The organism is Pseudomonas sp. CFBP 13719 (genome assembly GCF_014842095.1).
Lineage (GTDB): Bacteria > Pseudomonadota > Gammaproteobacteria > Pseudomonadales > Pseudomonadaceae > Aquipseudomonas.
Map to the genome: position 1 here is coordinate 323341 of NZ_JACYVB010000007.1, position 22600 is coordinate 345940.

Genomic DNA, 22600 nt, shown 5'->3' on the forward strand with positions numbered 1-22600 from the left:
TTCCAGCACACGGACACCGTAAAACGCCACCATGGACCCTTCCACAGGCATCTCCCTTTCGTCATTGTTCGCCGACTTCGGCATGATTCTTTTCGCTCTGTTCCTGGTATTGCTCAACGGCTTCTTCGTTGCCGCCGAGTTCGCCATGGTCAAGCTGCGCTCGACCCGCGTGGAAGCCATCGCCAAGAAACATGGATGGCGCGGCAGCATCCTGCGTACCGTGCACAGCCAGCTCGACGCTTACCTGTCCGCCTGCCAGTTGGGCATCACCCTGGCCTCGCTGGGCCTGGGCTGGGTCGGTGAGCCGGCGTTCGCGCACATACTCGAACCCCTGCTGGGCGCAGTTGGCGTGCAGTCGCCGGAAGTGATCAAGGGCGTGTCGTTCTTCAGCGCCTTCTTCGTCATCTCCTACCTGCACATCGTGGTCGGCGAGCTGGCGCCCAAGTCCTGGGCAATCCGCAAACCCGAACTGCTGTCGATGTGGACGGCCGTGCCGCTGTATCTGTTCTACTGGGCGATGTACCCGGCCATTTACCTGCTCAACGCCAGCGCCAACGGCATTCTGCGCATCGCCGGCCAGGGCGAGCCGGGCCCACACCACGAACATCACTACAGCCGCGATGAGCTCAAGCTGATCCTGCATTCGAGCCGTGGCCAGGACCCCAGTGACCAAGGCATGCGCGTGCTGGCGTCGGCAGTGGAGATGGGCGAGCTGGAAGTGGTGGACTGGGCCAACTCCCGTGAAGACCTGGTGAGCCTGGAATTCAACGCGCCGCTCAAGGAAATCCTGGCGATGTTTCGCCGGCATAAATTCAGCCGCTATCCGGTGTACGACACCGAGCGCGAAGAATTCGTCGGCCTGTTGCACATCAAGGACCTGCTGCTGGAGCTGGCCGCACTCGATCATCTGCCAGAGTCGTTCAACCTGGCCGAATTGACCCGCCCTCTGGAGCGCGTATCGCGGCACATGCCGCTGTCGCGCCTGCTGGAGCAGTTCCGCAAGGGCGGCGCACACTTCGCCCTGGTGGAGGAAGCCGACGGCAAGATCATCGGCTACCTGACCATGGAAGACGTGCTGGAAGTGCTGGTCGGCGATATTCAGGACGAACACCGCAAGGCTGAGCGCGGCATTCTGGCCTATCAGCCCGGCAAGCTGCTGGTGCGTGGCGACACGCCGCTGTTCAAGGTCGAGCGGCTGTTGGGGGTGGACCTGGATCACATCGAGGCGGAAACCCTGGCAGGCTTGATCTACGAGACCCTCAAGCGGGTGCCCGAGGAAGAAGAGCTGCTGGAAGTCGAAGGGCTGCGCATCATCATCAAGAAGATGAAGGGGCCCAAGATCATCCTGGCCAAGGTGCTCAAGATCGAGTGATGTATGGCAGGTCGGTGCCAGCTGCGAGCAGGCCGGGCGTTGTGCAGTGACCCTGATGGCCTCTTCGCGGGTAGAACCCGCTCCCACATGGGTCCGTAGCACAAAGGTCTGTTCACGCAGGGGGTGGTTCCTGCGACGAGGCTACTGGCCGCCGACGGCAAAGTTGGGCAGCACGCCCAGTGGCCGGTCGAACTGGTAGGGGATCGATTCCAGCGCCAGGCCGACGTTGCGCTGCACCACGAAATGCAGGTGCGGGCCGGTGCTGTTGCCGGTGTTGCCCGAACGCGCCAGCGCCGCGCCGACACTGACCTGCTGACCCTCCCTGACGCTGACCGAACCGCGCATCAGGTGCAGATAGACGCCCATGGTGCCGTCCTCGTGGAGGATACGCACGAAGTTGCCCGACGGGTTGTCACCGCGATTGTCCTGCTCGTTTTCCACCTTGATCACCGTACCGCCGCGCGCCGCGATGATCGGCGTGCCTTCGGGCATGGCGATGTCCATGGCATAGCGCCCCTTGGCGCCGAAATGGCTGTATTTGCCATTGGGGCCCTGGGTCAGGCGGAAAGGTCCGCCGCGCCACGGGAACGGATAACGATAACCATGCGCCTCGCCTTGCGGGTCACCGATCGAGGACACCAGCGTCTGCGCATAGCCCAACGGCTTGCCGGCCTGCTGGGCCGTGAGCACCACCAGGCTGACGCTGCTGCGCGCGGGCACTACCCGGCGGATGCTGCTGGGGGGCAGGCCTTGCACGTTGCGCAACTTGCTCAGCTTGAGCTCGACCTCGACCGGTGCATACAGATCGTTGCGCACCATGAAATTGGCGCTGCCCTTGGTTTTCTTCACCTCGAGGCGGACCTGCCGGTCGATGCGCTCGACGATGCGCTCGCGCAGCACGAACACCCGCGCGCCGGGCACGGGTCGATCGGTGTAGGAGGTGACGCCATCGGCATTGGTGAACTTGTAGACGGTCGCCGCCTGAGCCATGGGGGCGGCCGCGAGCAGGCCGCAGATCAGCAGGAGGCGATAGACCATGGGGGCGATGTCTGAAGGGGAACGAGCGCCAAGATTAGCAGGTATCGGCGCAGCGGCAATGTGCCATCTGTCAGGCGCCTGGCACGAAATGTTTCTGCACCGATCCACGGGCGATCAAGCGCGAAACGTAGTCGAGCTTCTGCGCATCCTGGTCGAGAAAACGGAACGTCAGCTGCAGCCAGTCACTGTCGGGCTTGGGCTCGAATGCGGCAACGGCGTGCAGGTAGCCATTGAGGCGAGCCACCTCGGCATTCTCGCCCTGCTCCAGGTCCAGTACCGCCAGCTCCAGCACCTGGGGCAACACGGCTGCGCGGCGTACCACCAGCAACGCTTCCTTGAGGCTCAGGGCCTTGATCACGCACTGCTGGCTGCCACCGGGCAAACGCAGTTGGCCCTGCCCGCGGCCCATGGGCGCTGCAGCTCGCGGAGGCGCCGCGGCTGTACCTGCCAACAGTGGGCTGGCAGCACGAGACGCCGGCGCTGCAGCCCGTGCAGGCTCGGCACGGCCCGAGGTCAACGCACTGAGCGAGTCGTTGGCAAAGGCCGAAGCGGCCTGCTGGCGAGTCGGCGCACCGGCGGCCAGGGCCTGCAGCTTGCCGACCTTGGCCAGGGCCTTCTTGACCTTGGTCATCAGCTGTTCGTTGGTGAACGGCTTGCCGATGTAATCGGAAACGCCAGCCTGGATCGCCTGCACGACGTTTTCCTTGTCGCCTCGGCTGGTCACCATGATGAAGGGCAAGGTCTTGCTGTTTTCCTGCTCGCGGGTCCAGGTCAGCAGTTCAAGACCCGACATTTCCGGCATTTCCCAGTCGCACAGCACCATGTCGTAGCTGTTGTGCATCATCAAGGACTGCGCCTTGCGGCCGTTGACTGCATCTTCGACGACGATGCCGGGAAAGGCATTGCGCAGGCATTTCTTCACCAGGTCGCGGATGAACGGCGCGTCATCCACTACCAGCACACTGATCTTGCTCATCGACCGCTCCTGAAAACCGCGCAGGCATTACCGCTCGCCAAGGGCCACGTGCCACGTGGCGTGGCTGGCCACACGGCTGCCTCGCTTCGACCCACAATGAAAAACGCCCGGCAAAGGCCGGGCGTTCGTGTTGGGCCACCTTACTTATCGTCAGGTTGGTCCAGAACATTAGCGCTGTCGAGGGTCCCTTCGACTTCCTGCTTCATGCGCTTGAGGCCCATGTGCCGCACATCGGTGCCGCGCACCAGGTAAATCACCAGTTCGGAGATGTTGCGCGCATGGTCGCCGATGCGCTCCAGCGAGCGCAGCACCCAGATCACGTTGAGCACTCGGGAGATGGAGCGCGGGTCCTCCATCATGTAGGTCACCAGCTCGCGCAGCGCCGTCTTGTACTCGCGGTCGATGGTCTTGTCGTACTGCGCCACCGACAGGGCCAGGTCGGCGTCGAAGCGGGCGAAGGCGTCGAGCGCGTCGCGCACCATGATGCGTACCTGGTCGCCGATGTGCCGCACCTCGACGTAGCCACGCGGCGACTCGCCCTCCTCGCACAGCTGGATGGCGCGGCGGGCGATCTTGGTCGATTCGTCGCCGATGCGCTCCAGGTCGATCACCGACTTGGAAATGCTGATGATCAGCCGCAGGTCGGAGGCCGCTGGCTGTCGACGTGCAAGGATGCGCAGGCATTCCTCGTCGATGTTGCGCTCCATCTGGTTGATCTGCTCGTCGACCTCGCGCACCTGCTGGGCCAGGCCGGAGTCGGCCTCGATCAGCGCGGTGACCGCGTCGTTGACTTGCTTCTCGACCAGCCCGCCCATGGCCAGCAGGTGGCTGCGCACCTCCTCGAGTTCGGCGTTGAACTGCTGCGAGATGTGATGGGTGAGGCCTTCTTTACTGATCATGGGTCGAATCCTTGGTGCGTCCACTCGGGATGATGCCAGCAACCGCTGCGAAGCCCTAGCCGTAGCGACCGGTAATGTAGTCTTCGGTCTGCTTCTTGGCGGGATTGGTGAACAGCGTGTCGGTATCGCCGAACTCCACCAGCTTGCCCATGTACATGAACGCCGTGTAGTCCGACACCCGCGCGGCCTGCTGCATGTTGTGGGTCACGATGACGATGGTGTACTTGGACTTGAGCTCGTAGATCAGCTCTTCGACCTTGAGCGTGGAAATCGGGTCGAGCGCCGAGCACGGTTCGTCGAGCAACAGTACCTCGGGCTCGACGGCGATGGTGCGGGCGATCACCAGACGCTGCTGCTGGCCGCCGGACAGGCCCAGCGCCGACTCGTGCAGGCGGTCCTTGACCTCGTCCCACAAGGCTGCGCCCCTGAGCGCCCACTCGACCGCTTCATCGAGGATGCGCTTCTTGTTGATGCCCTGAATGCGCAGGCCGTAGACCACGTTTTCGTAGATGGTCTTGGGGAACGGGTTGGGCTTCTGGAACACCATGCCGACGCGGCGGCGCAGCTCGGCGACGTCCTCGCCCTTGCTATAGATGTCGTGGCCATAGAGGTTGATAGCACCCTGTACGCGGCAGCCATCGACCAGGTCGTTCATGCGGTTGAAGGTGCGCAGCAGGGTCGACTTGCCGCAGCCCGACGGGCCGATGAAGGCGGTCACGCGCTGCTTGGGAATGTTCATGCCGATGTCGAACAGTGCTTGCTTGTCGCCGTAGAACAGGCTCAGGCCGGGCACTTCGATGGCCACGGTCTCTTTCGCCAGGTTCAGGCTCTGCTTGTCGCGCCCCAGGGCCGACAGGTTGATGCCATGGGATGGGTTTTCATGCTGCATGGCAGACTCCAGAGGCTGTCAAATTCGGTTCCACGTCGGAATATTCCGGGGGCTGTGATGACCTGTTCGCGGGCGCAGCGCTCGCCACCCTTGTGGGAGCGGGCTCTGCCCGCGAAGGGGCCATCACTGACACACCCCTCAACTGTCCAGCGCCTTGTACTTCTCGCGCAAGTGGTTGCGGATCCACACTGCCGACAGGTTCAGCGTAGCGATCACCAGCACCAGCAGCAATGCGGTGGCATACACCAGCGGTCGCGCGGCCTCCACGTTGGGGCTCTGGAAACCGACGTCATAGATATGAAAGCCCAGGTGCATGATCTTCTGGTCCAGGTGCAGGTACGGGTAGTTGCCGTCCAGCGGCAGCGACGGCGCCAGCTTGACCACGCCCACCAGCATCAGCGGGGCCACCTCGCCGGCGGCGCGGGCCACGGCCAGGATCATGCCGGTCATCATGGCCGGGCTGGCCATGGGCAGGACGATCTTCCACAGGGTTTCCGCCTTGGTCGCGCCGAGGGCGAGCGAGCCCTCGCGCACGGTCCGCGGAATCCGCGCCAAGCCCTCCTCGGTGGCCACGATCACCACCGGCACCGCCAGCAGCGCCAGGGTCAGCGACGCCCACAACAGCCCCGGCGTGCCGAAGGTCGGCGCCGGCAGGGCCTCGGGAAAGAACAGGCGATCAAGCGAGCCACCCAGCACATAGACGAAGAACCCCAGGCCGAACACGCCATAGACGATGGCCGGCACACCCGCCAGGTTGTTCACCGCAATGCGGATCAGCCGGGTGAAGGTATTCTGCTTGGCGTACTCGCGCAGGTAGACCGCCGCCAGCACGCCGAACGGCGTGACGATGACGGCCATGATCAGCGTCATCATCACCGTGCCGAAGATGGCCGGGAAGATCCCGCCTTCGGTATTGGCTTCGCGCGGGTCATCGCTGAGGAATTCCCACATCTTGCTGAAATAGAAACCCAACTTGGTCAGGGTGTTCATGGCGTTGGGCTGATAGGCGTGGACGATCTGGCCCAGCCGAACCTCGATTTCCTTGCCGTTGGCGTCACGCACCGTGATGCTGTCGCGATTGACCTGGGCATGCAGCGCGCCCAGGCGGATTTCGATGTCCTTGTAACTCGCATCGAGCTCGGCGCGCTCGGCGTCCATGTCGGCCTGCGCCACGGGCGTGAGCCGGCCTTCGAGTTCAAGGCGACGGGTCTGCAGACGCAGCCTTTCCAGGCCGGCATTGACCTTGCCGATATCGGACTTCTCCAACCGCCGCAGCGCGTCCGCCAGGTCGCTGACCCGGGTGATGCGGCTCTGCAGTTCCGGCCAGGCTGTTTCACCCTCGGCGACGACCTTGCCTTGTTCCTTGATATTGACCAGGTAGCCATAGAAGTTGCCCCACTCGCGCCGCTCCAGCGCCATGAGTTCGGGTGGGGTGCTTTGTTCGGTCAACCAGTCGCCGACGATCCAGGTGAAATCGGCGCCGTTGATGTCACGGTTGCCAACCTTGACCAGTTCGCGCGTCATGAATTCGGGGCCGTTGTCGGGCACCGGCAGGCCGGCGCTTTTCAGACGCTCGCGCGGTACTTCTTCCTTCTGCACGATTTCGCCGATGACCAGATGATTGGCCATCCCCGGCACGTTGTAGCTGGCGTGGACCAGGTCGGCCGGCCAGAAATGTGCCAGGCCACGCACGGCGATCACTGCCAGCAGGCCCAGCGTCATGATCACCGCGATGGACACGGCCCCGCCGCTCATCCATACACCGGGCGAGCCGCTCTTGAACCAGCCTTTCAGGGAGTTCTGCTTCACAGCCGGCTACCTTTTCTCAAAGCGATGAATACTTTTTGCGCAGGCGCTGACGAATCAGCTCGGCCGCGGTGTTCATGACGAAGGTGAACAACAGCAGCACCAATGCCGAGAGGAACAGCACGCGGTAGTGGCTGCCGCCTACTTCCGATTCGGGCATTTCCACCGCAACGTTGGCCGCCAGGGTGCGCAGGCCTTCGAACAGGTTCATTTCCATGACCGGTGTGTTGCCGGTGGCCATCAGCACGATCATGGTTTCGCCCACGGCCCGGCCCATGCCGATCATCAGCGCCGAGAAGATGCCTGGGCTGGCGGTCAGGATCACCACGCGGGTCAACGTCTGCCAAGGTGTGGCGCCCAGTGCCAGCGAACCCAGGGTCAGGCCGCGGGGCACGCTGAACACAGCGTCCTCGGCAATCGAATAGATGTTGGGAATGACCGCGAAGCCCATGGCCAGGCCCACCACCAACGCGTTGCGCTGATCGTAGGTGATGCCCAGGTCGTTGCTGATCCACAGGCGCATGTCGCCGCCGAACCACCAGGTTTCCAGGAACGGGCTCATGTAAAGCGCAAACCAGCCCACCAGCAGGATCACCGGGATCAGGATCGCGCTTTCCCAACCGTCCGGAATGCGCAGACGGATCGACTCCGGCAGGCGGCTGACCACGAAACCTGCGGTGAGGATGCCCAGCGGGGTAAGCAGGAGCAGGCTGAAGATACCGGGCAGGTGACCTTCGACATAGGGTGCCAGGAACAGGCCGGCGAAGAAGCCGAGGATCACCGTGGGCATGGCTTCCATCAGCTCGATGACCGGCTTGACCTTGCGGCGCATGCCGGGGGCCATGAAGTAGGCGGTGTAGATCGCTGCGGCAATGGCCAGCGGCGCGGCCAGCAGCATTGCGTAGAACGCTGCCTTCAAGGTGCCGAACGTCAGCGGCGCCAGGCTCATCTTGGGTTCGAAATCGGTGTTGGCCGCGGTCGACTGCCAGACATAGGCCGGTTTGTCGTAGTTTTCGTACCAGACCTTGCTCCACATCGAGCTCCACGAAACTTCCGGGTGCGGGTTGTGCAGGGTCAATGGCTGCAACGCGCCGTTGGCTTCGACCATGAGCTTGTTGGCCCGCGGCGCCATGGCGTAGATACCCGCGCCGTCGACCACGGGCTCGACCAGCAGGGTGCGGTGCGCAGTGCTGTGGAAAACCCCGAGCTGACCGGCTGCATCCAGGGCGGTGAAGCCCTTGCGCCGCTGTTCGGAGCTGATCTGGATGATCGGCGTGTGTCCCATCTGGAAGGTACGGATCTGCTTGAGGCGCGGTTCGCCGTCTTCGTCGCGGGCCATGAACCATTGCGCCAGGCCACCCTTGGAGTCGCCGATGATCAGCGAGATGCCGCCGACCAGCTGGGCGCTGGCGGTGATCTGGGTGTCGGCGTTTTCGCTGAGCTTGTAGCGGCCGTTCATGCTGCGGTCGCGCAGGCTGAAAACATCGACCTGGGCACGGCCGTTGATCACGTACAGCCACTGCTGGCGCGGGTCGATGAAGATCGCCTTCACCGCCTGGTTCATCTGCGGCAGCTCGATGCGCTTCTGCTCGTTGGCGACCTCGCCGGTCATCATGTTTTCTTCGCGGGTGAGCTGCAGCACGTTGAGCTGATCGCCGGTGGAACCGGCCAGGATCAGGCTGGAATCGCTGGCATTGATGCTCACCCGCTCCAGCGCGCGGCCCTGGGGGTCGAGCTCGATAGGGGCGTTGCCGTAGGGGTATTCGATCGCCGGGGTGACGGTCTTGTTGCCATCCGGGTAAGTCACCCGGTAGGTGTGGCGAAACACCAAAGCCTGGCCGTTGGACAGGCCCAGTACCACCAGTGGCGCGCCAGGCTGGTCCTTGGCGCTGGCGGTCACGGTCACGCCGGCGGGAATCGGCAACGCCGTGCGCGACAGCTCTTCCCCGGTATGGGCATTGAAGAACAGTGCCGTGCCCTGCTCCGAGACGCGCATGCCTGCTTCGTTCTGCTCTTCGAGCGCATACACCAGAGGCTTGCCGGCATCCTGCAGCCACGCTGGGTGCAGGGGCGGCTCGACCGTCAGCTCTGCCCCTTTGAACAGCGGTACCACCACGTAGGCAAGGAAGAAGAAGATCAACGTTATCGCGGCCAGCACAGCCAGGCCACCGACCAACACATACCAGCGCGTGAAGCGATCCTTGAGCGCACGAATGCGCCGCTTGCGCTGCATCTCGGGGGTGTTGAAATCGATGCGCTTGGGTGGAGAAGTCGGGGTCATCGGGGAATTGGCCAGATCGTTCATGCGCACACCCTAGCGATCCTGTATGACAGAAACATGACAATGAGGTGACGCGACAAAATCGCCGGCCGGCTCAAGGCCGTCGGCGAATGGATGTTGGTTAATCCTGTAGGAGCGGTCTGTGGCCGCGAACCTGACACTGCGGTGCATCAGGTGTACTGCGGCGCTCTTTTCGCGACCACCGGCCGCTCCTACAGGGTGGCGATGTTTATTGCTTGGCGACGTCTGCGCCTTCCTTCAGACCCAGGTCGGCCAGGGCCTTGGCAGCGACTTTGGCCGGCAGCGGAATGTAGCCATCCTTGACCACGACTTCCTGACCCTGCTTGGACAGCATCAGCTTGACGAACTCGGCCTCGAGCGGAGCCAGCGGCTTGTTCGGCGCCTTGTTGACGTACACATAGAGGAAACGCGACAGCGGATACTTGCCGTTCAAGGCGTTTTCCTCGGTATCTTCGATGAACTCGCTGCTGCCTTTCTTGGCCAACGGAACGGTCTTCACGCTGGCGGTCTTGTAACCGATACCCGAGTAGCCGATGCCATTGAGCGAACTGCTGATCGACTGCACCACCGAGGCGGAGCCTGGCTGCTCGTTGACGTTGGGCTTGTAGTCACCCTTGCACAGGGCCTCTTCCTTGAAATAGCCATAGGTACCGGACACCGAGTTGCGACCGAACAGCTGCACTGGTTTGTTGGCCAGGTCGCCGGTCACGCCCAGGTCGCCCCAGGTCTTGACATCGGCCTTGGCGCCACACAGGCGAGTGGACGAGAACACCGCGTCGACCTGTTCCATGGTCAGGTGCTGGATCGGGTTGTCCTTGTGCACGAACACGGCCAGGGCGTCGACGGCTACCGGAATGGCCGTGGGCTTGTAGCCGTATTTCTGCTCGAAGGCCGCCATTTCGGTGTCCTTCATCTTGCGGCTCATGGGCCCCAGGTTGGCGGTGCCTTCGATCAGCGCCGTGGGCGCCGTGGCCGAACCTGCTGCCTGGATCTGGATGTTGACGTTCGGGTATTCCTTCTTGTAGTTCTCGGCCCACAAGGTCATCAGGTTGGCCAGGGTATCGGAACCCACACTGGACAAGTTGCCCGACACGCCGGTGGTCTTGACGTAGGCAGGGATGGAAGGGTCGACGGCGGCTACCGCATTGGCAGTGGCAAAGCCTGCGGCGACGAAGGTCATGGCGGCCATCAAACGCGTGAGTTTCATGCCTTGCTCCTAGCAGATCCAGAAAAGGGTGTTGACTCGGCGCTCGGTATTGGCGGGCCGTGGGGACACTCTATGAAAGGATTGTGACAGTAGGATGAATGGCCATCATCCTCCGTGCGTGCCTCGTTCGCAGGCGCTGCCAGCGAACGAGGCCGCCGGATTCAGCGCTTCTTGGCCATCAGGTACAACCCGCACAGGAAGCCGATCACACAGATCGCCGCCACGTAATAGGCCGGGCCCATGGGATTGGACTTCATCAGCAGGGTCACTGCCATCGGCGTCAGGCCGCCGAAGATGGCATAGGCCACGTTGTACGAAAACGACAGGCCGGAGAAACGCACCACCGCCGGGAAGGCCTTGACCATCACGTAGGGCACAGCGCCGATCACACCCACGCTCAGGCCAGTCACCGCATACAGCGGAAACAGCCAGTCGGGATGCGCGTGCAGGCTGTGGAACAAGGTCCAGGAGGTGGCCAACAGCGCCAGGCTGCCGACCACGAACACCTTGCCGGCGCCAAAGCGGTCGGCCAGCGCGCCCGAACCGATGCAGCCCAGACTCAGGAACACGATGGCCAGGCTGTTGGCCTGCAGCGACTGCTTGGGGGTGAAGCCGTAGAGGGTCTGCAGAATGGTCGGGGTCATCAGGATGACCACGATGATCCCCGCCGACAGTAACCAGGTCAGCAGCATGGAAATGGCCACCGCACCGCGATGGTCGCGCAGCACCGTGCGCAGGGGCACTTCGGCGGCCAGCGCCTTGCGTTGCTGCAGCTCGGCGAAGACCGGGGTTTCATGCAGCCAGCGCCGCAGGTACACCGACGCCAGACCGAACACACCACCGATCAGGAAAGGGATACGCCAGGCGTAGTCCGAAACCTCGGCCGGCGTGTAGATGCTGTTGATGGCAGTGGCCATCAGCGAGCCCAGCAGAATCCCGGTGGTCAGGCCGCAGGTCAGCGTGCCGCAGGCATAGCCGACATTGCGCCCCGGCACGTGCTCGGAGACGAACACCCAGGCTCCGGGTACTTCGCCGCCGATGGCTGCGCCTTGGATCACGCGCATCAACAGCAACAGGATGGGCGCAAAAATGCCGATCTGTGCGTAAGTGGGCAGTAGACCCATGATCAGGGTGGGCACGGCCATCATGAAGATGCTCAAGGTGAACATCTTCTTGCGCCCCAACAGGTCGCCGAAGTGCGCCATGATGATGCCGCCCAGCGGCCTCGCCAAATAGCCGGCGGCGAAGATGCCGAAGGTCTGCATCAGCCGCAGCCACTCGGGCATGTCGGCGGGAAAGAACAACTTGCCCACCACCGCCGCGAAGAACACGAAGATGATGAAATCGTAGAACTCAAGTGCACCGCCCAGGGCGGACAACGAAAGTGTCTTGTAATCACTGCGGGTCAGCGGACGCGAAGGCGGAGCGATACTCGAAGGCGCGGCGGTCATTTGATGTTCTCTTATATACAAATCCACAGCTTTGTTGCTGTTTTGGGTTTGGCAGTGCAGGCACGATAGCAAATTGCTAGAAAAAGCACATGGCCTGTATTGGCAATTGCAGTAATTGGACAGCGAACGGTCGTTATGGTGGTTCTGCGCCTATATACTGGCCTTAATTAAAGGGTGTTGTGCGAAAACGCAGCTAGCGTTGTAGCCGATTTCGCAGAGGTACCCTGTGTGCGCCAGTTGAAAGAAAAGCCGTGTAGGCTTTTGTCATTGGCGCCGATCAATGCGCCACTCCAATAAAGCGTCACGGGTCAGAGGCCCCCCCGGCATGATTGAACTCGAACAAGAAGATCCCATTCCCCAAGGCGACCTGGCCTTGCAGATCACCGCGCTTCCGCGCGAAACCAATGGCTTTGGCGATATCTTCGGCGGCTGGCTGGTCGCCCAGATGGATCTGGCCGGAACGGCCATGGCCAGCAAGGTCGCCGGTGGACGTGTGGCGACGGTCGCCATCGACCGCATGGCATTCCTGGTCCCGGTTGCCGTCGGCGCGCAATTGTCCTTCTATACCCAGACCCTGGAGATCGGCCGCAGCTCGATCCAGATGATGGTCGAGGTATGGAGCGACGATCCACTGTCGAGCGAATGGCGCAAGGTCACCGAGGCCGTCTTCGTGTTCGTCGCCATCGACGGCAGCGGCCGCACCCGCGCGGTACCACCGCGGCGCTGATGTACCACCGGCGCATCAGCCGACTTTTTGAACCCATAGCGAGAACTCTTCATGTCTGAGCCGCAGGTCGAATCGGTCAAGCTGGATGAACTCAATTGCTGGCGCATCAGCACCGATCAGGCTGAGCTGCTGATCGCGCAACAAGGCGCCCAGGTGATCAGCTACCAGCGTCACGGCGAGCAGCCGCTGATCTGGCCCAACCCAGCCGCCCTCTACAAGCCGGGCAAGGCCGTTCGCACCGGCGTGCCGGTGTGCTGGCCATGGTTCGGCAACCTGGGGCGCAATCCCGAGACGGTGCAGGCCATGCGCACCGCCAGCGACGAGGCACCTGCCCACGGCCTGGTGCGGACGCTGGACTGGGAGTTGCTGGGCATCGAAAATCTCGACTCAGGCGTCAAGGTCGAATTGAGCGTGCCGCAGGCAGCTCGCGGCGAATTGCCAGGGTGGCCGCACAAGGTCGAGGTCAGGCTGTGCGTGGTGCTTGGCGAGGCGCTGGAGATCACCTTGCACAGTCGCAACCTGGACGACCATCCCGTCAGCCTGAGCCAGGCGCTGCACAGCTACTTTGCGGTGAGCGACGTGCGTCAGGCCACCGTCGAGTGCCTGGGCGGCCTGACGTACATCGAAACCCTGGACGGCTGGCAGCCCCGCCAGCAGGCTGGCGTGCTCGGGTTTGCCGGCGAAACCGACCGGATCTACCTGAATACTCCAGCGCAGCTGAGTTTCGTCGACCCGGGCTGGCAACGGCGGGTGACCCTCGCCTCCACCGGCTCGCGCAGCGCAGTGGTGTGGAACCCGTGGGTCGAGCGCGCCACGGCCTTGCCGGACATGGCCGACGACGGTTGGCAGGGCATGCTGTGCATCGAGACGGCGAACGTCTGGGATGACGTGGTGACGCTGGCACCCGGTGCGGCGTGTGCTATGGGTGTGAGGTTTACGGCTTCAGAGCTTTGATATTTGCAGGCAGGTCTGGCCTCTTCGCGGGTAGAAGGCTCGCGAAGGGGCCAGACCTGCAGAATCACAAATCCGACTCCTTCACCACCCGCACTTTCTGCGCATCCAGCGCATAAGCCGCATCGGCCAGGTCGTTGCTGACCTTCTCCACCTTGACCTTGCCCGTGACCCACAACGGTGTGTAGATATCGGCCAGCTTCAGGCCCTTGGGGTAGCGCACCAGGATCAACTGGTTCGGCGGCGGCGGTGGGACGTGAATGCACGCGCCTGGGTACGGCACCAGGAAGAACAGCGTGCTGTTGCCCTTGGCATCGCTTTCCAGCGGAACGGGATAGCCACCGATGCGAATATCCTTGCCGTTCATGGCCGCCACGGTCTTGGTGGAATACATCACGGCGGGCAAACCCTTGGCCTGCTTCATGCCGCCCTTTTCGGTGAACGTGCCCTGTGCTTCGGGTGAATCGTGGTCGATCTCGGGCATCTGCTCCAAGGCCTTCTGGTCAGCCTTGGGCATCAGCTGCAGCCAGTCGGTTTCCGGCAATTCAGCATGCGCAGAGGCTGCGGCGAACACAAAGCAGAGCAGTAGAAGTCGGCGCATGGCAGGGCCCAGAGTGGAAAGTCGGCCATTCTAACCACAGCCCAGACGTGACGCAGCCCCCATCGAGGCAAGCTCGAGGGGGGCTGCGGTGCAACCAGTCAGGTACCTGCAGGTTTGCCGCAGGTATCAGGCGCGTTGAATCAACGCTTCTTGCTGACCATGCCGTAGATCACCAGCAGGATGATCGCGCCGACCAGCGCGCCGAGGAAACCGGCACCTTCGCCAGCCCGGTAGATACCCAGCGCCTGACCACCGTAGGTCGCAGCCAGGGAGCCGGCGATACCCAGCAGAATGGTCATGATCCAACCCATGCTGTCATCGCCGGGCTTCAGAAAACGAGCCAGCAGACCAACGATCAAGCCGATGAAGATAGTCCCGATGATTCCCATGATATTCCCTCTGATATGAACAGGCTTGATGCCAAGGTGCGATAGCAGCCTTGGCGTACAGCCATCAGAGGGTTGATGGTCGGCAATGGTTCCTCAACCCTCGATCAGCGCTTGGACTTCGGCGATCTGGCGTTGCAACGTGGCGCGATCGGCGCACCGCACGGTGGCATGACCAACCTTGCGGCCGACCTTGAACGCCTTGCCGTAGTGGTGCAGATGGCAGTCGTCGATGGCGGCGACCTGCGCCACTGCTGGTACTTCGCCGATGAAGTTGAGCATGGCGCTTTCGCCGACCTTGGCGGTCGAACCCAATGGCAGCCCGGCCACGGCACGCAGGTGGTTTTCGAACTGGCTGCACTCGGCGCCTTCGATGGTCCAGTGCCCGGAATTGTGCACGCGTGGCGCGATTTCATTGGCCTTCAAGCCGCCGTCCACTTCGAAGAACTCGAACGCCAGTACGCCAACGTAGTCGAGCTTCTCCAGCACACGGCCAGCGTAGTCTTCGGCCAGCCCCTGCAGTGGATGCGCGGTGCTTGCCACCGACAGGCGCAGGATGCCGGCCTCGTGGGTGTTGTGCACCAGCGGGTAGAAGCGGGTCTCGCCATCGCGTGCGCGCACGGCAATCAGCGACACTTCGCCGGTAAAGGGCACGAAGCCTTCGAGCAGGCACGGCACGCTGCCCAGTTCGGCGAAGGTTCCGGCCACATCAAGGGCGCTGCGCAGGACCTTCTGGCCTTTGCCGTCATAGCCCAGGGTACGGGTTTTCAACACAGCGGGCAGGCCGATGCTGGCCACCGCGGCGTCGAGATCGGCCTGGGACTGGATGTCGGCGAACGTCGGCGTCGGCACGCCCAGGTCCTTGAACATGCTTTTTTCGAACCAGCGGTCACGGGCGATGCGCAGCGCGTCGGCACTGGGATACACCGGTACGAATTGCGACAGGAAAGCCACGGTCTCGGCCGGAACGCTTTCGAACTCGAAGGTGACCAGGTCGACTTCGTCGGCCAACTGGCGCAGGTGATCCTGGTCGCCGTAGTCGGCCCGCAGGTGCTCGCCCAGAGGGGCGGCACAGGCATCGGGCGCCGGGTCCAGGAAAGCGAAATTCATCCCCAGGGGGGTACCGGCCAGGGCCAGCATGCGGCCCAGTTGGCCGCCACCGATTACACCGATCTTCATGTCAAAGAACCTCAGGCCTGGCGCGGGTCGGGATTGTCCAGAACGTTGTCTGTCTGCTCGGCGCGGAACGTTTTCAGCGCAGTGTGGAACTGCGGGTGCTTGGCGCCCAGGATGCTGGCCGACAGCAACGCGGCGTTGATCGCGCCGGCCTTGCCGATGGCCAGTGTGGCGACCGGAATGCCCGCCGGCATCTGCACGATGGACAGCAGCGAGTCGACGCCCGACAGCATGGACGACTGCACCGGCACGCCCAGCACCGGCAGGTGCGTCTTGGCCGCGCACATGCCTGGCAGATGCGCCGCGCCGCCGGCGCCGGCGATGATCACCTCGATGCCGCGGCTTTCGGCCTCGTCGGCATACTGGAACAGCAGGTCCGGGGTGCGGTGGGCGGAAACCACCTTGACCTCGAAGGGAATACCGAGCTTTTCCAGCATATCGGCGGTGTGGCTAAGGGTGGACCAATCGGACTTGGAGCCCATGATCACGCCAACCAATGCACTCATCGTCGAGCCTCTTCTCTTGGGCGCCCACAGGCGCGTCAAAAAACAACGAGCCACGCAGGAAGACCGGCGTGGCTCGTTATGCGAATAATGACCGGAACAGACCGGCCGAAGGCCGCGCAGTATACCGCAAGAATGAAGATTTATTGCAGCCATCTCGACCGACCGTCAAATGGCTGCGAAGCACGAGTTTGTTGACTTTCAGGTCAGTGAAATGGGTGTGGATCCTTCGCGGCCACTGGCCGCTCCTACAGAGATCGCGATGGCCGCACCTATGGAGATCACGGTGGCTTTGCGTAGGAGCGGTCAGTGGCCGCGAAGGCAGCACCGCCGACTCGAGTCAGGCGCTGCCCGCCGCCGCACCCTCCAACCGCTTCCACAACAGCCGCACATTGGCCTTGCGCACCAGCGCACAGCGATACACGCGAATCTCCAGCGGCACGTGCCACTGCGGCCCGCCACACACCACCAACTCACCCCGAGCCAATTCGGCGCGCACGCTCAGGCGCGGCACCCAGGCGATCCCCAGGCCTTCGAGCGCCATGCTTTTCAGGCTGTCGGCCATCGCCGTCTCATACACCGTGGTATAGCGCAGGCTGCGCTGACGCAGCAGCAGGTTCACCGAGCGCCCGAGGAAGGCGCCTGCAGTGTAAGCCAGCAGTGGAATGCTGCCCTCGCCTTCCAGGTCGAACAACGGCTGGCCCTGGGCGTCGCTGGCGCAGATGGGCAGCATTTCGGTGGTGCCCAGGTGCAGCGACGGAAATATCTCCGGGTCCATCTGCATCGCCGAATCGGGGTCGTAGAACGCCAGCATCAGGTCACAGCCGCCCTCTCGCAGTGCATGCACCGCATCACCGACGTTGGTGGCAATCAGGCGTGTGGCGATGGGCAGGCCCTCGTTGCGCAGCTTGGCGATCCAGCCGGGAAAGAAGCCCAGTGCCAACGAGTGCGCTGCAGCCACCTGCATGACCTCGCCCTGCCCACCCTCAAGGTGATGCAGATGACGCAACACCTCGCCCAGTTGATCGACCACGGTGCGCGCCGTGACCAGAAACAACTGACCGGCCTCGGTCAACTCGACCGGCGTGCGCGACCGATTCACCAGCGTCAGGCCCAGCGCCGCCTCCAGGCTGCGAATGCGGCGGCTGAACGCCGGCTGGGTGACGAAGCGGCGTTCCGCGGCCTGTGAAAAGCTGCGGGTGGCCGCCAGGGCACTGAAGTCTTCCAGCCATTTGCTTTCCAGGTTCATGTCGGTTCTCGGTGCGTTGATTCGGGCAGCGTGTAACAGCCGGACGCGGCTCGCGCCGCTGCTACAGGGATCCCTAGTAGCAGCGGCGCAAGCCGCGTCGGCGGACAACACCGACGTCATTGGAATACGCCGGATCGCCCTCGCGCGTCACATGCGCCATTATGCCGATTATGCATACCCCAGCAAGCATCAGCATTAGCCGGAAATCTGCTACAGGCCTAGCATTGCAAGCATTCCGGCACTTGCCGGGCCTCTACAGAGATCATCTCTATCATGTCCTCCGCTGCATCACTGCGCACTGAAAAAGACCTGCTCGGCGTTCTCGAAGTCCCGGCTGAAGCCTACTACGGCATTCAAACCCTGCGTGCCGTGCACAACTTCCGCCTCTCCGGCGTGCCGTTGTCGCACTACCCCAAGCTGGTCGTGGCCCTGGCCATGGTCAAGCAGGCTGCCGCCGATGCCAACCACCAGTTGGGACATCTGAACACAGCCAAGCATGCGGCAATCAGTGAAGCGTGCGCCCGCCTGGTGCGCGGCGATTTCCACGATCAGTTCGTGGTCGACATGATTCAAGGTGGCGCCGGTACGTCCACCAACATGAATGCCAACGAGGTGATCGCCAACATCGCCCTGGAAGTCATGGGCCATCAGAAAGGCGAATACCAGTACCTGCACCCCAACAACGACGTGAACATGGCGCAGTCGACCAACGACGCCTACCCGACGGCCATTCGACTGGGTCTGCTGCTGGGCCATGACGCCCTGCTGGCCAGCCTCGACAGCCTCATCCAGGCATTCGCCGCCAAGGGCGTGGAATTCGCCCACGTGCTGAAGATGGGTCGGACCCAGCTGCAGGACGCCGTGCCGATGACCCTGGGCCAGGAATTCAAGGCCTTCGCCACCACGTTGACCGAAGACCTCAACCGCCTGCGCAGCCTGGCTCCGGAACTGCTGACCGAAGTCAACCTGGGTGGCACCGCCATCGGCACCGGCATCAACGCCGACCCGGGCTATCAGGCCCTGGCCGTGTCGCGCCTGGCCACCATCAGCGGCCAGCCGCTGGTGCCCGCCGCCGACCTGATCGAAGCAACCTCCGACATGGGTGCCTTCGTGCTGTTCTCCGGCATGCTCAAGCGCACGGCGGTCAAGCTGTCGAAGATCTGCAACGACCTGCGCCTGCTGTCCAGCGGCCCACGTACCGGTATCAACGAAATCAACCTGCCGGCGCGCCAGCCGGGCAGCTCGATCATGCCGGGCAAGGTCAATCCGGTGATTCCCGAAGCGGTCAACATGTGCGCCTTCGAGATCATGGGCAACGACCTGGCCCTGACCATCGCCGCCGAGGGCGGGCAGTTGCAGCTCAACGTCATGGAGCCGCTGATCGCCTACAAGATCTTTGACTCCATCCGCCTGCTGCAGCGCGCCATGGACATGCTGCGCGAGCACTGCATCGTCGGCATCACCGCCAACGAACAGCGCTGCCGCGAGCTGGTGGAGCACTCCATCGGCCTGGTCACCGCGCTGAACCCCTACATTGGCTATGAAAACGCCACCCGTATCGCTCGCATCGCCCTGCAGACAGGTCGCGGCGTGCTGGAACTGGTACGCGAGGAAGGCCTGCTCGACGACGCCATGCTGGCCGACATCCTGCGCCCGGAAAACATGATCGCGCCGCGCCTCGTGCCCCTCAAGGCCTGAGCCGGCCGTACGCTCACCAGGTCGAGGGACTAGACACCTCTCACCTTTTGAGGGCTCCGAGAGCAATTTCGGAGCCCTTTTTTTGTGCCGCTGTAACGCCCTGGGTCAAACATCCCACAAGATGAATATGCCCAGTCCTATGCACCAAAAAGCTGCGCGGCCTTACACCTATGGGTATAGTGCCGCCCTTTTGAACTTGACGAGGTAACCCCCATGCTTGAAGTCATCAACGACTTCCTCTCGGGAAAAGTCCTGATCGTGCTTATCGTCGGCCTCGGTGGCTATTTCACCGTGCGCTCGCGCTTCGTCCAACTGCGCCACTTCCTGCACATGTTCAGTGTGTTCCGCGACAGCCTGCGCAACAGTTCAGACCAGCTCAGCTCGTTTCAGGCGCTGATGCTCAGCCTGGCCGGGCGAGTCGGCGCAGGTAACATCGCAGGTGTCGGCATTGCCGTGACCCTGGGTGGCCCGGGCGCGGTGTTCTGGATGTGGGTCACCGCCCTGGTGGGCATGGCCAGCAGCTTCTTCGAATGCACCCTGGCGCAGGCCTACAAGCGCTGCGACCCCGACGGCCAATACCGCGGCGGTCCTTCGTTCTACATTCAGCACGGCCTGGGCAAGCGCTGGCTGGGCATGGTCATGGCGGTGCTGTTGCTGCTGACCTTCGGCTTTGCCTTCAACGGCCTGCAATCGCATGCGGTCACCAGTTCGCTGAACGATGCCTTCGGCCTGTCCACCACCTGGACCGGCGTCGGCCTGGCCGCGTTGCTGGGCCTGGTGTTCTTCGGGGGGATCAAGCGGATCGCGGCAGTCGCCGACCTGCTGGTGCCGGTCAAGACCTTGGCTTACATCGCGGTCAGCCTCTATGTGATCGTGCTGCAGTTCGATCAGGTTCCGGAAATGCTCGCCACCATCGTGCGCAGTGCGTTCGGCCTGGACCCGGTATTCGGCGGCCTGCTCGGCAGCGCCATCGTCATGGGCGTGAAGCGCGGCGTGTTCGCCAACGAAGCGGGCCTGGGCAGTGCGCCCAACGTGGCCGCCGTGGCGCAGGTCGAACACCCGGTTGCCCAGGGCGTGGTGCAGGCGTTCAGCGTGTTCCTCGACACCTTCGTGATCTGTACCTGTACCGCGCTGGTGATCCTACTGTCGGGCTTCTATACGCCGGGTTTCGAAGGCGATGGCATTGCCCTGACGCAGAATTCGCTGGCCAACGTGGTGGGTGAATGGGGCCGGGTGTTCATCAGTGTCGCCTTGTCGCTGTTCGTGTTCACCTCGATCCTCTACAACTATTATCTGGGCGAGAACAGCCTGCGTTTTCTCATCGGCGACAACCGCAAGGCGGTGCTGGTGTACCGCGCGATCGTGCTGTTGCTGATCTTCTGGGGCGCCATAGAAAACCTGGAAACGGTGTTTGCCTTCGCCGACATCACCATGACCCTGCTGGCCTTCGTCAACCTGATCGCTTTGGCCATGCTGTTCAAGACCGGCCTGCGTCTGCTGCGCGACTATGATGCGCAGCGCAGTGCCGGGATCAAGGTACCGGTGTTCGATTCGCGGCAGTTCGCCGATCTCGACCTGGACCTGAAGGCCTGGCCGGTGCCAAATCCGTCGGCAGCCGATGAAAAGGCCCAGGCACCCCTGCCCGTCCAGCGTTAAGGAGCCTTCTGCATGAGCATCGCATCCCCTGCCCGTCATGTACGGGTGCTGTACACCGGCGGCACCATCGGCATGCAGGCCAGTGCCAATGGCCTGGCTCCGGCTTCGGGCTTCGAGGCGCGCATGCGCGAACAACTCGATGCCCAGCCTGAGCTGGTGGTGCCGCACTTCAGCTTCGAGGAGTTGCTGCCGCTGATCGACAGCGCCAACATGACGCCGGCCTACTGGCAGCGGCTGCGCGAAGCTGTGGTTCGAGCGGTGGATGAGCAGGGGTGCGATGCCGTACTGATTCTGCATGGCACCGACACGCTGGCGTACAGCGCGGCGGCCATGAGTTTCCAGTTGCTGGGGCTCGAGGCGCCGGTGCTGTTCACCGGTTCCATGCTGCCTGCCGGAGTGCCCGACAGCGATGCCTGGGAAAACGTCAACGGCGCCCTGGCAGATCTTGCCAGGGGCCTGGAGCCGGGTGTGCACCTGCATTTCCACGGCGAGCTGCTGCCGCCAACCCGCTGCGCCAAAGTGCGCAGCTCGGGCCGCAATCCATTTGCCGCATTGCGTCGTACAGGTGGCGCCGCCAGGGTTGCACTGATACCGGCGGCGCTGGATTATCGCCAGCCACGTCAGCCCGCCAACATCGGTGTATTGCCGCTGTACCCCGGCCTCGGCGTGCCGCTCTTGCAGGCGGTTGTGGACAGCGGAGTGCATGCCCTATTGCTCGAATGCTATGGCAGCGGGACCGGGCCATCCGACAACGCGGCGTTCCTGGAGGCGCTGCAGGCAGCCCATGCCCGGGGCATCGTGGTCGTGGCGCTGACGCAGTGCCAGGAAGGCGGCGTCGAACTGGATGTGTATGAAGCCGGTAGCCGCCTGCGCGATGCAGGCGTGCTCTCCGGCGGCGGCATGACCCGCGAGACGGCATTGGGCAAGCTGCACGCATTGCTCGGTGCAGGCCTGCCGGTGGGAGAAGTCCGCCGCCTGGTAGAACTCGACCTGTGCGGCGAACTGGCCTGATCGAAACAGCAGCGCGCCCTTCGCGCTGCTACAAGGGTTGCGCACATCCGTAGGAGCGGTCATCGGCCGCGAAACAGGCGCTGCGGTGTATCAGGCAGACTGCGGCGCGCCCTTCGCGGCCACGGACCGCTCCCACAGGATTTGTGCAAATCCCGTAGGAGCGGTCATCGGCCGCGAAACAGACGCCGCGGTGTACCAGGCAGACTGCGGCGCGCCCTTCGCGGCCACGGGCCGCTCCTACGAAGCTTGCACGATCCCGTAGGAGCGGTCATCGGCCGCGAAATGGGCGCCGCGCTGCATCAGACAGACTGCGGCGCGGCCTTCGCGGCCACGGACCGCTCCTACGAAGCTTGCACGATCCCGTAGGAGCGGTCATCGGCCGCGAAACAGGCGCTGCGGTGTATCAGGCAGACTGCGGCGCGCCCTTCGCGGCCACGGACCGCTCCCACAGGATTTGTGCAAATCCCGTAGGAGCGGTCATCGGCCGCGAAACAGACGCCGCGGTGTACCAGGCAGACTGCGGCGCGCCCTTCGCGGCCACGGGCCGCTCCTACGAAGCTTGCACGATCCCGTAGGAGCGGTCATCGGCCGCGAAACAGGCGCTGCGGTGTATCAGGCAAACTCCGGCGCGGCCTTCGCGGCCACGGGCCGCTCCCACAGGATTTGTGCAAATCCCGTAGGAGCGGTCATCGGCCGCGAAAC

19 protein-coding genes are annotated in these 22600 nt (G+C 63.3%); 6 read left to right on the top strand and 13 right to left on the bottom strand.

Annotated features, from left to right (window positions below; translation table 11 throughout):
* Window positions 1-31: 31 nt before the first annotated feature.
* Entirely contained in the window at window positions 32-1372 is a 1341-nt protein-coding gene (locus IFT57_RS21170) for a hemolysin family protein (protein WP_043192150.1), read from the top strand.
* 141 nt (window positions 1373-1513) lie between these two features.
* On the opposite strand, the gene IFT57_RS21175 is transcribed toward IFT57_RS21170, so the two are convergent.
* The 8 genes from IFT57_RS21175 to IFT57_RS21210 all read right to left on the bottom strand — a co-directional run bounded on the left by IFT57_RS21175 (window position 1514) and on the right by IFT57_RS21210 (window position 11940).
* Entirely contained in the window at window positions 1514-2410 is an 897-nt protein-coding gene (locus IFT57_RS21175; RefSeq protein ID WP_192050202.1) for a peptidoglycan DD-metalloendopeptidase family protein, read from the bottom strand.
* A 70-nt stretch (window positions 2411-2480) separates the two neighbouring features.
* Window positions 2481-3386: a response regulator gene (locus tag IFT57_RS21180; protein WP_192152574.1), complete on the bottom strand. Its 906-nt coding sequence runs from the start codon at window positions 3384-3386 to the stop codon at window positions 2481-2483.
* A gap of 140 nt (window positions 3387-3526) precedes the next feature.
* On the bottom strand, window positions 3527-4285 hold the full coding sequence (gene phoU, locus IFT57_RS21185; protein WP_043192144.1) for a phosphate signaling complex protein PhoU: 759 nt from the start codon (window positions 4283-4285) through the stop codon (window positions 3527-3529).
* Between the two features lie 55 nt (window positions 4286-4340).
* On the bottom strand, window positions 4341-5174 hold the full coding sequence (gene pstB, locus IFT57_RS21190) for a phosphate ABC transporter ATP-binding protein PstB (protein WP_122479985.1): 834 nt from the start codon (window positions 5172-5174) through the stop codon (window positions 4341-4343).
* A gap of 138 nt (window positions 5175-5312) precedes the next feature.
* On the bottom strand, window positions 5313-6929 hold the full coding sequence (gene pstA / locus IFT57_RS21195; protein WP_192152588.1) for a phosphate ABC transporter permease PstA: 1617 nt from the start codon (window positions 6927-6929) through the stop codon (window positions 5313-5315).
* A 70-nt stretch (window positions 6930-6999) separates the two neighbouring features.
* The gene (locus IFT57_RS21200) at window positions 7000-9033 is read right to left on the bottom strand and encodes an ABC transporter permease subunit (protein WP_192152589.1); all 2034 of its coding nucleotides are present in this window, start codon (window positions 9031-9033) and stop codon (window positions 7000-7002) included.
* 457 nt (window positions 9034-9490) lie between these two features.
* Window positions 9491-10489, bottom strand: coding sequence for a phosphate ABC transporter substrate-binding protein PstS (locus IFT57_RS21205; protein ID WP_192152575.1), 999 nt, complete (start codon window positions 10487-10489; stop codon window positions 9491-9493).
* Window positions 10490-10650: 161 nt separating this feature from the next.
* Window positions 10651-11940: an MFS transporter gene (locus IFT57_RS21210; RefSeq protein WP_122716054.1), complete on the bottom strand. Its 1290-nt coding sequence runs from the start codon at window positions 11938-11940 to the stop codon at window positions 10651-10653.
* A gap of 325 nt (window positions 11941-12265) precedes the next feature.
* Between IFT57_RS21210 and IFT57_RS21215 the strand changes: the two genes are divergently transcribed.
* Together IFT57_RS21215 and IFT57_RS21220 are read left to right on the top strand one after the other, a co-directional pair.
* Window positions 12266-12667 carry an acyl-CoA thioesterase gene (locus IFT57_RS21215; protein WP_043192132.1) on the top strand — a complete coding sequence of 134 codons (402 nt, stop codon included), beginning with the start codon at window positions 12266-12268 and terminating at the stop codon, window positions 12665-12667.
* Between the two features lie 51 nt (window positions 12668-12718).
* Complete coding sequence (locus tag IFT57_RS21220) at window positions 12719-13621, top strand: D-hexose-6-phosphate mutarotase (protein WP_192152576.1); 903 nt, start codon at window positions 12719-12721, stop codon at window positions 13619-13621.
* Between the two features lie 64 nt (window positions 13622-13685).
* Here IFT57_RS21220 and IFT57_RS21225 read toward each other — a convergent pair whose 3' ends face one another.
* The 5 genes from IFT57_RS21225 to IFT57_RS21245 form a co-directional block, all read right to left on the bottom strand.
* Window positions 13686-14219, bottom strand: coding sequence for a DUF3299 domain-containing protein (locus IFT57_RS21225; protein ID WP_122716056.1), 534 nt, complete (start codon window positions 14217-14219; stop codon window positions 13686-13688).
* A gap of 140 nt (window positions 14220-14359) precedes the next feature.
* On the bottom strand, window positions 14360-14608 hold the full coding sequence (locus IFT57_RS21230; protein ID WP_122479992.1) for a GlsB/YeaQ/YmgE family stress response membrane protein: 249 nt from the start codon (window positions 14606-14608) through the stop codon (window positions 14360-14362).
* Window positions 14609-14701: 93 nt separating this feature from the next.
* A complete protein-coding gene (locus IFT57_RS21235) occupies window positions 14702-15784 on the bottom strand; it encodes a 5-(carboxyamino)imidazole ribonucleotide synthase (RefSeq protein WP_122716057.1) in 1083 nt (360 codons plus the stop codon).
* An 11-nt stretch (window positions 15785-15795) separates the two neighbouring features.
* Entirely contained in the window at window positions 15796-16287 is a 492-nt protein-coding gene (gene purE, locus IFT57_RS21240) for a 5-(carboxyamino)imidazole ribonucleotide mutase (RefSeq protein ID WP_122479994.1), read from the bottom strand.
* Window positions 16288-16624: 337 nt separating this feature from the next.
* Entirely contained in the window at window positions 16625-17533 is a 909-nt protein-coding gene (locus IFT57_RS21245) for a LysR substrate-binding domain-containing protein (protein ID WP_192152577.1), read from the bottom strand.
* A 273-nt stretch (window positions 17534-17806) separates the two neighbouring features.
* Here IFT57_RS21245 and IFT57_RS21250 point away from each other — a divergent pair, with 273 nt between their 5' ends.
* From IFT57_RS21250 to IFT57_RS21260, 3 genes are all read left to right on the top strand, one after another.
* Window positions 17807-19231, top strand: coding sequence for an aspartate ammonia-lyase (locus tag IFT57_RS21250; RefSeq protein ID WP_122479996.1), 1425 nt, complete (start codon window positions 17807-17809; stop codon window positions 19229-19231).
* A gap of 213 nt (window positions 19232-19444) precedes the next feature.
* Entirely contained in the window at window positions 19445-20887 is a 1443-nt protein-coding gene (locus IFT57_RS21255) for an alanine/glycine:cation symporter family protein (protein ID WP_122479997.1), read from the top strand.
* A 12-nt stretch (window positions 20888-20899) separates the two neighbouring features.
* On the top strand, window positions 20900-21898 hold the full coding sequence (locus IFT57_RS21260; RefSeq protein ID WP_192152578.1) for an asparaginase: 999 nt from the start codon (window positions 20900-20902) through the stop codon (window positions 21896-21898).
* Window positions 21899-22600: the final 702 nt, after the last annotated feature.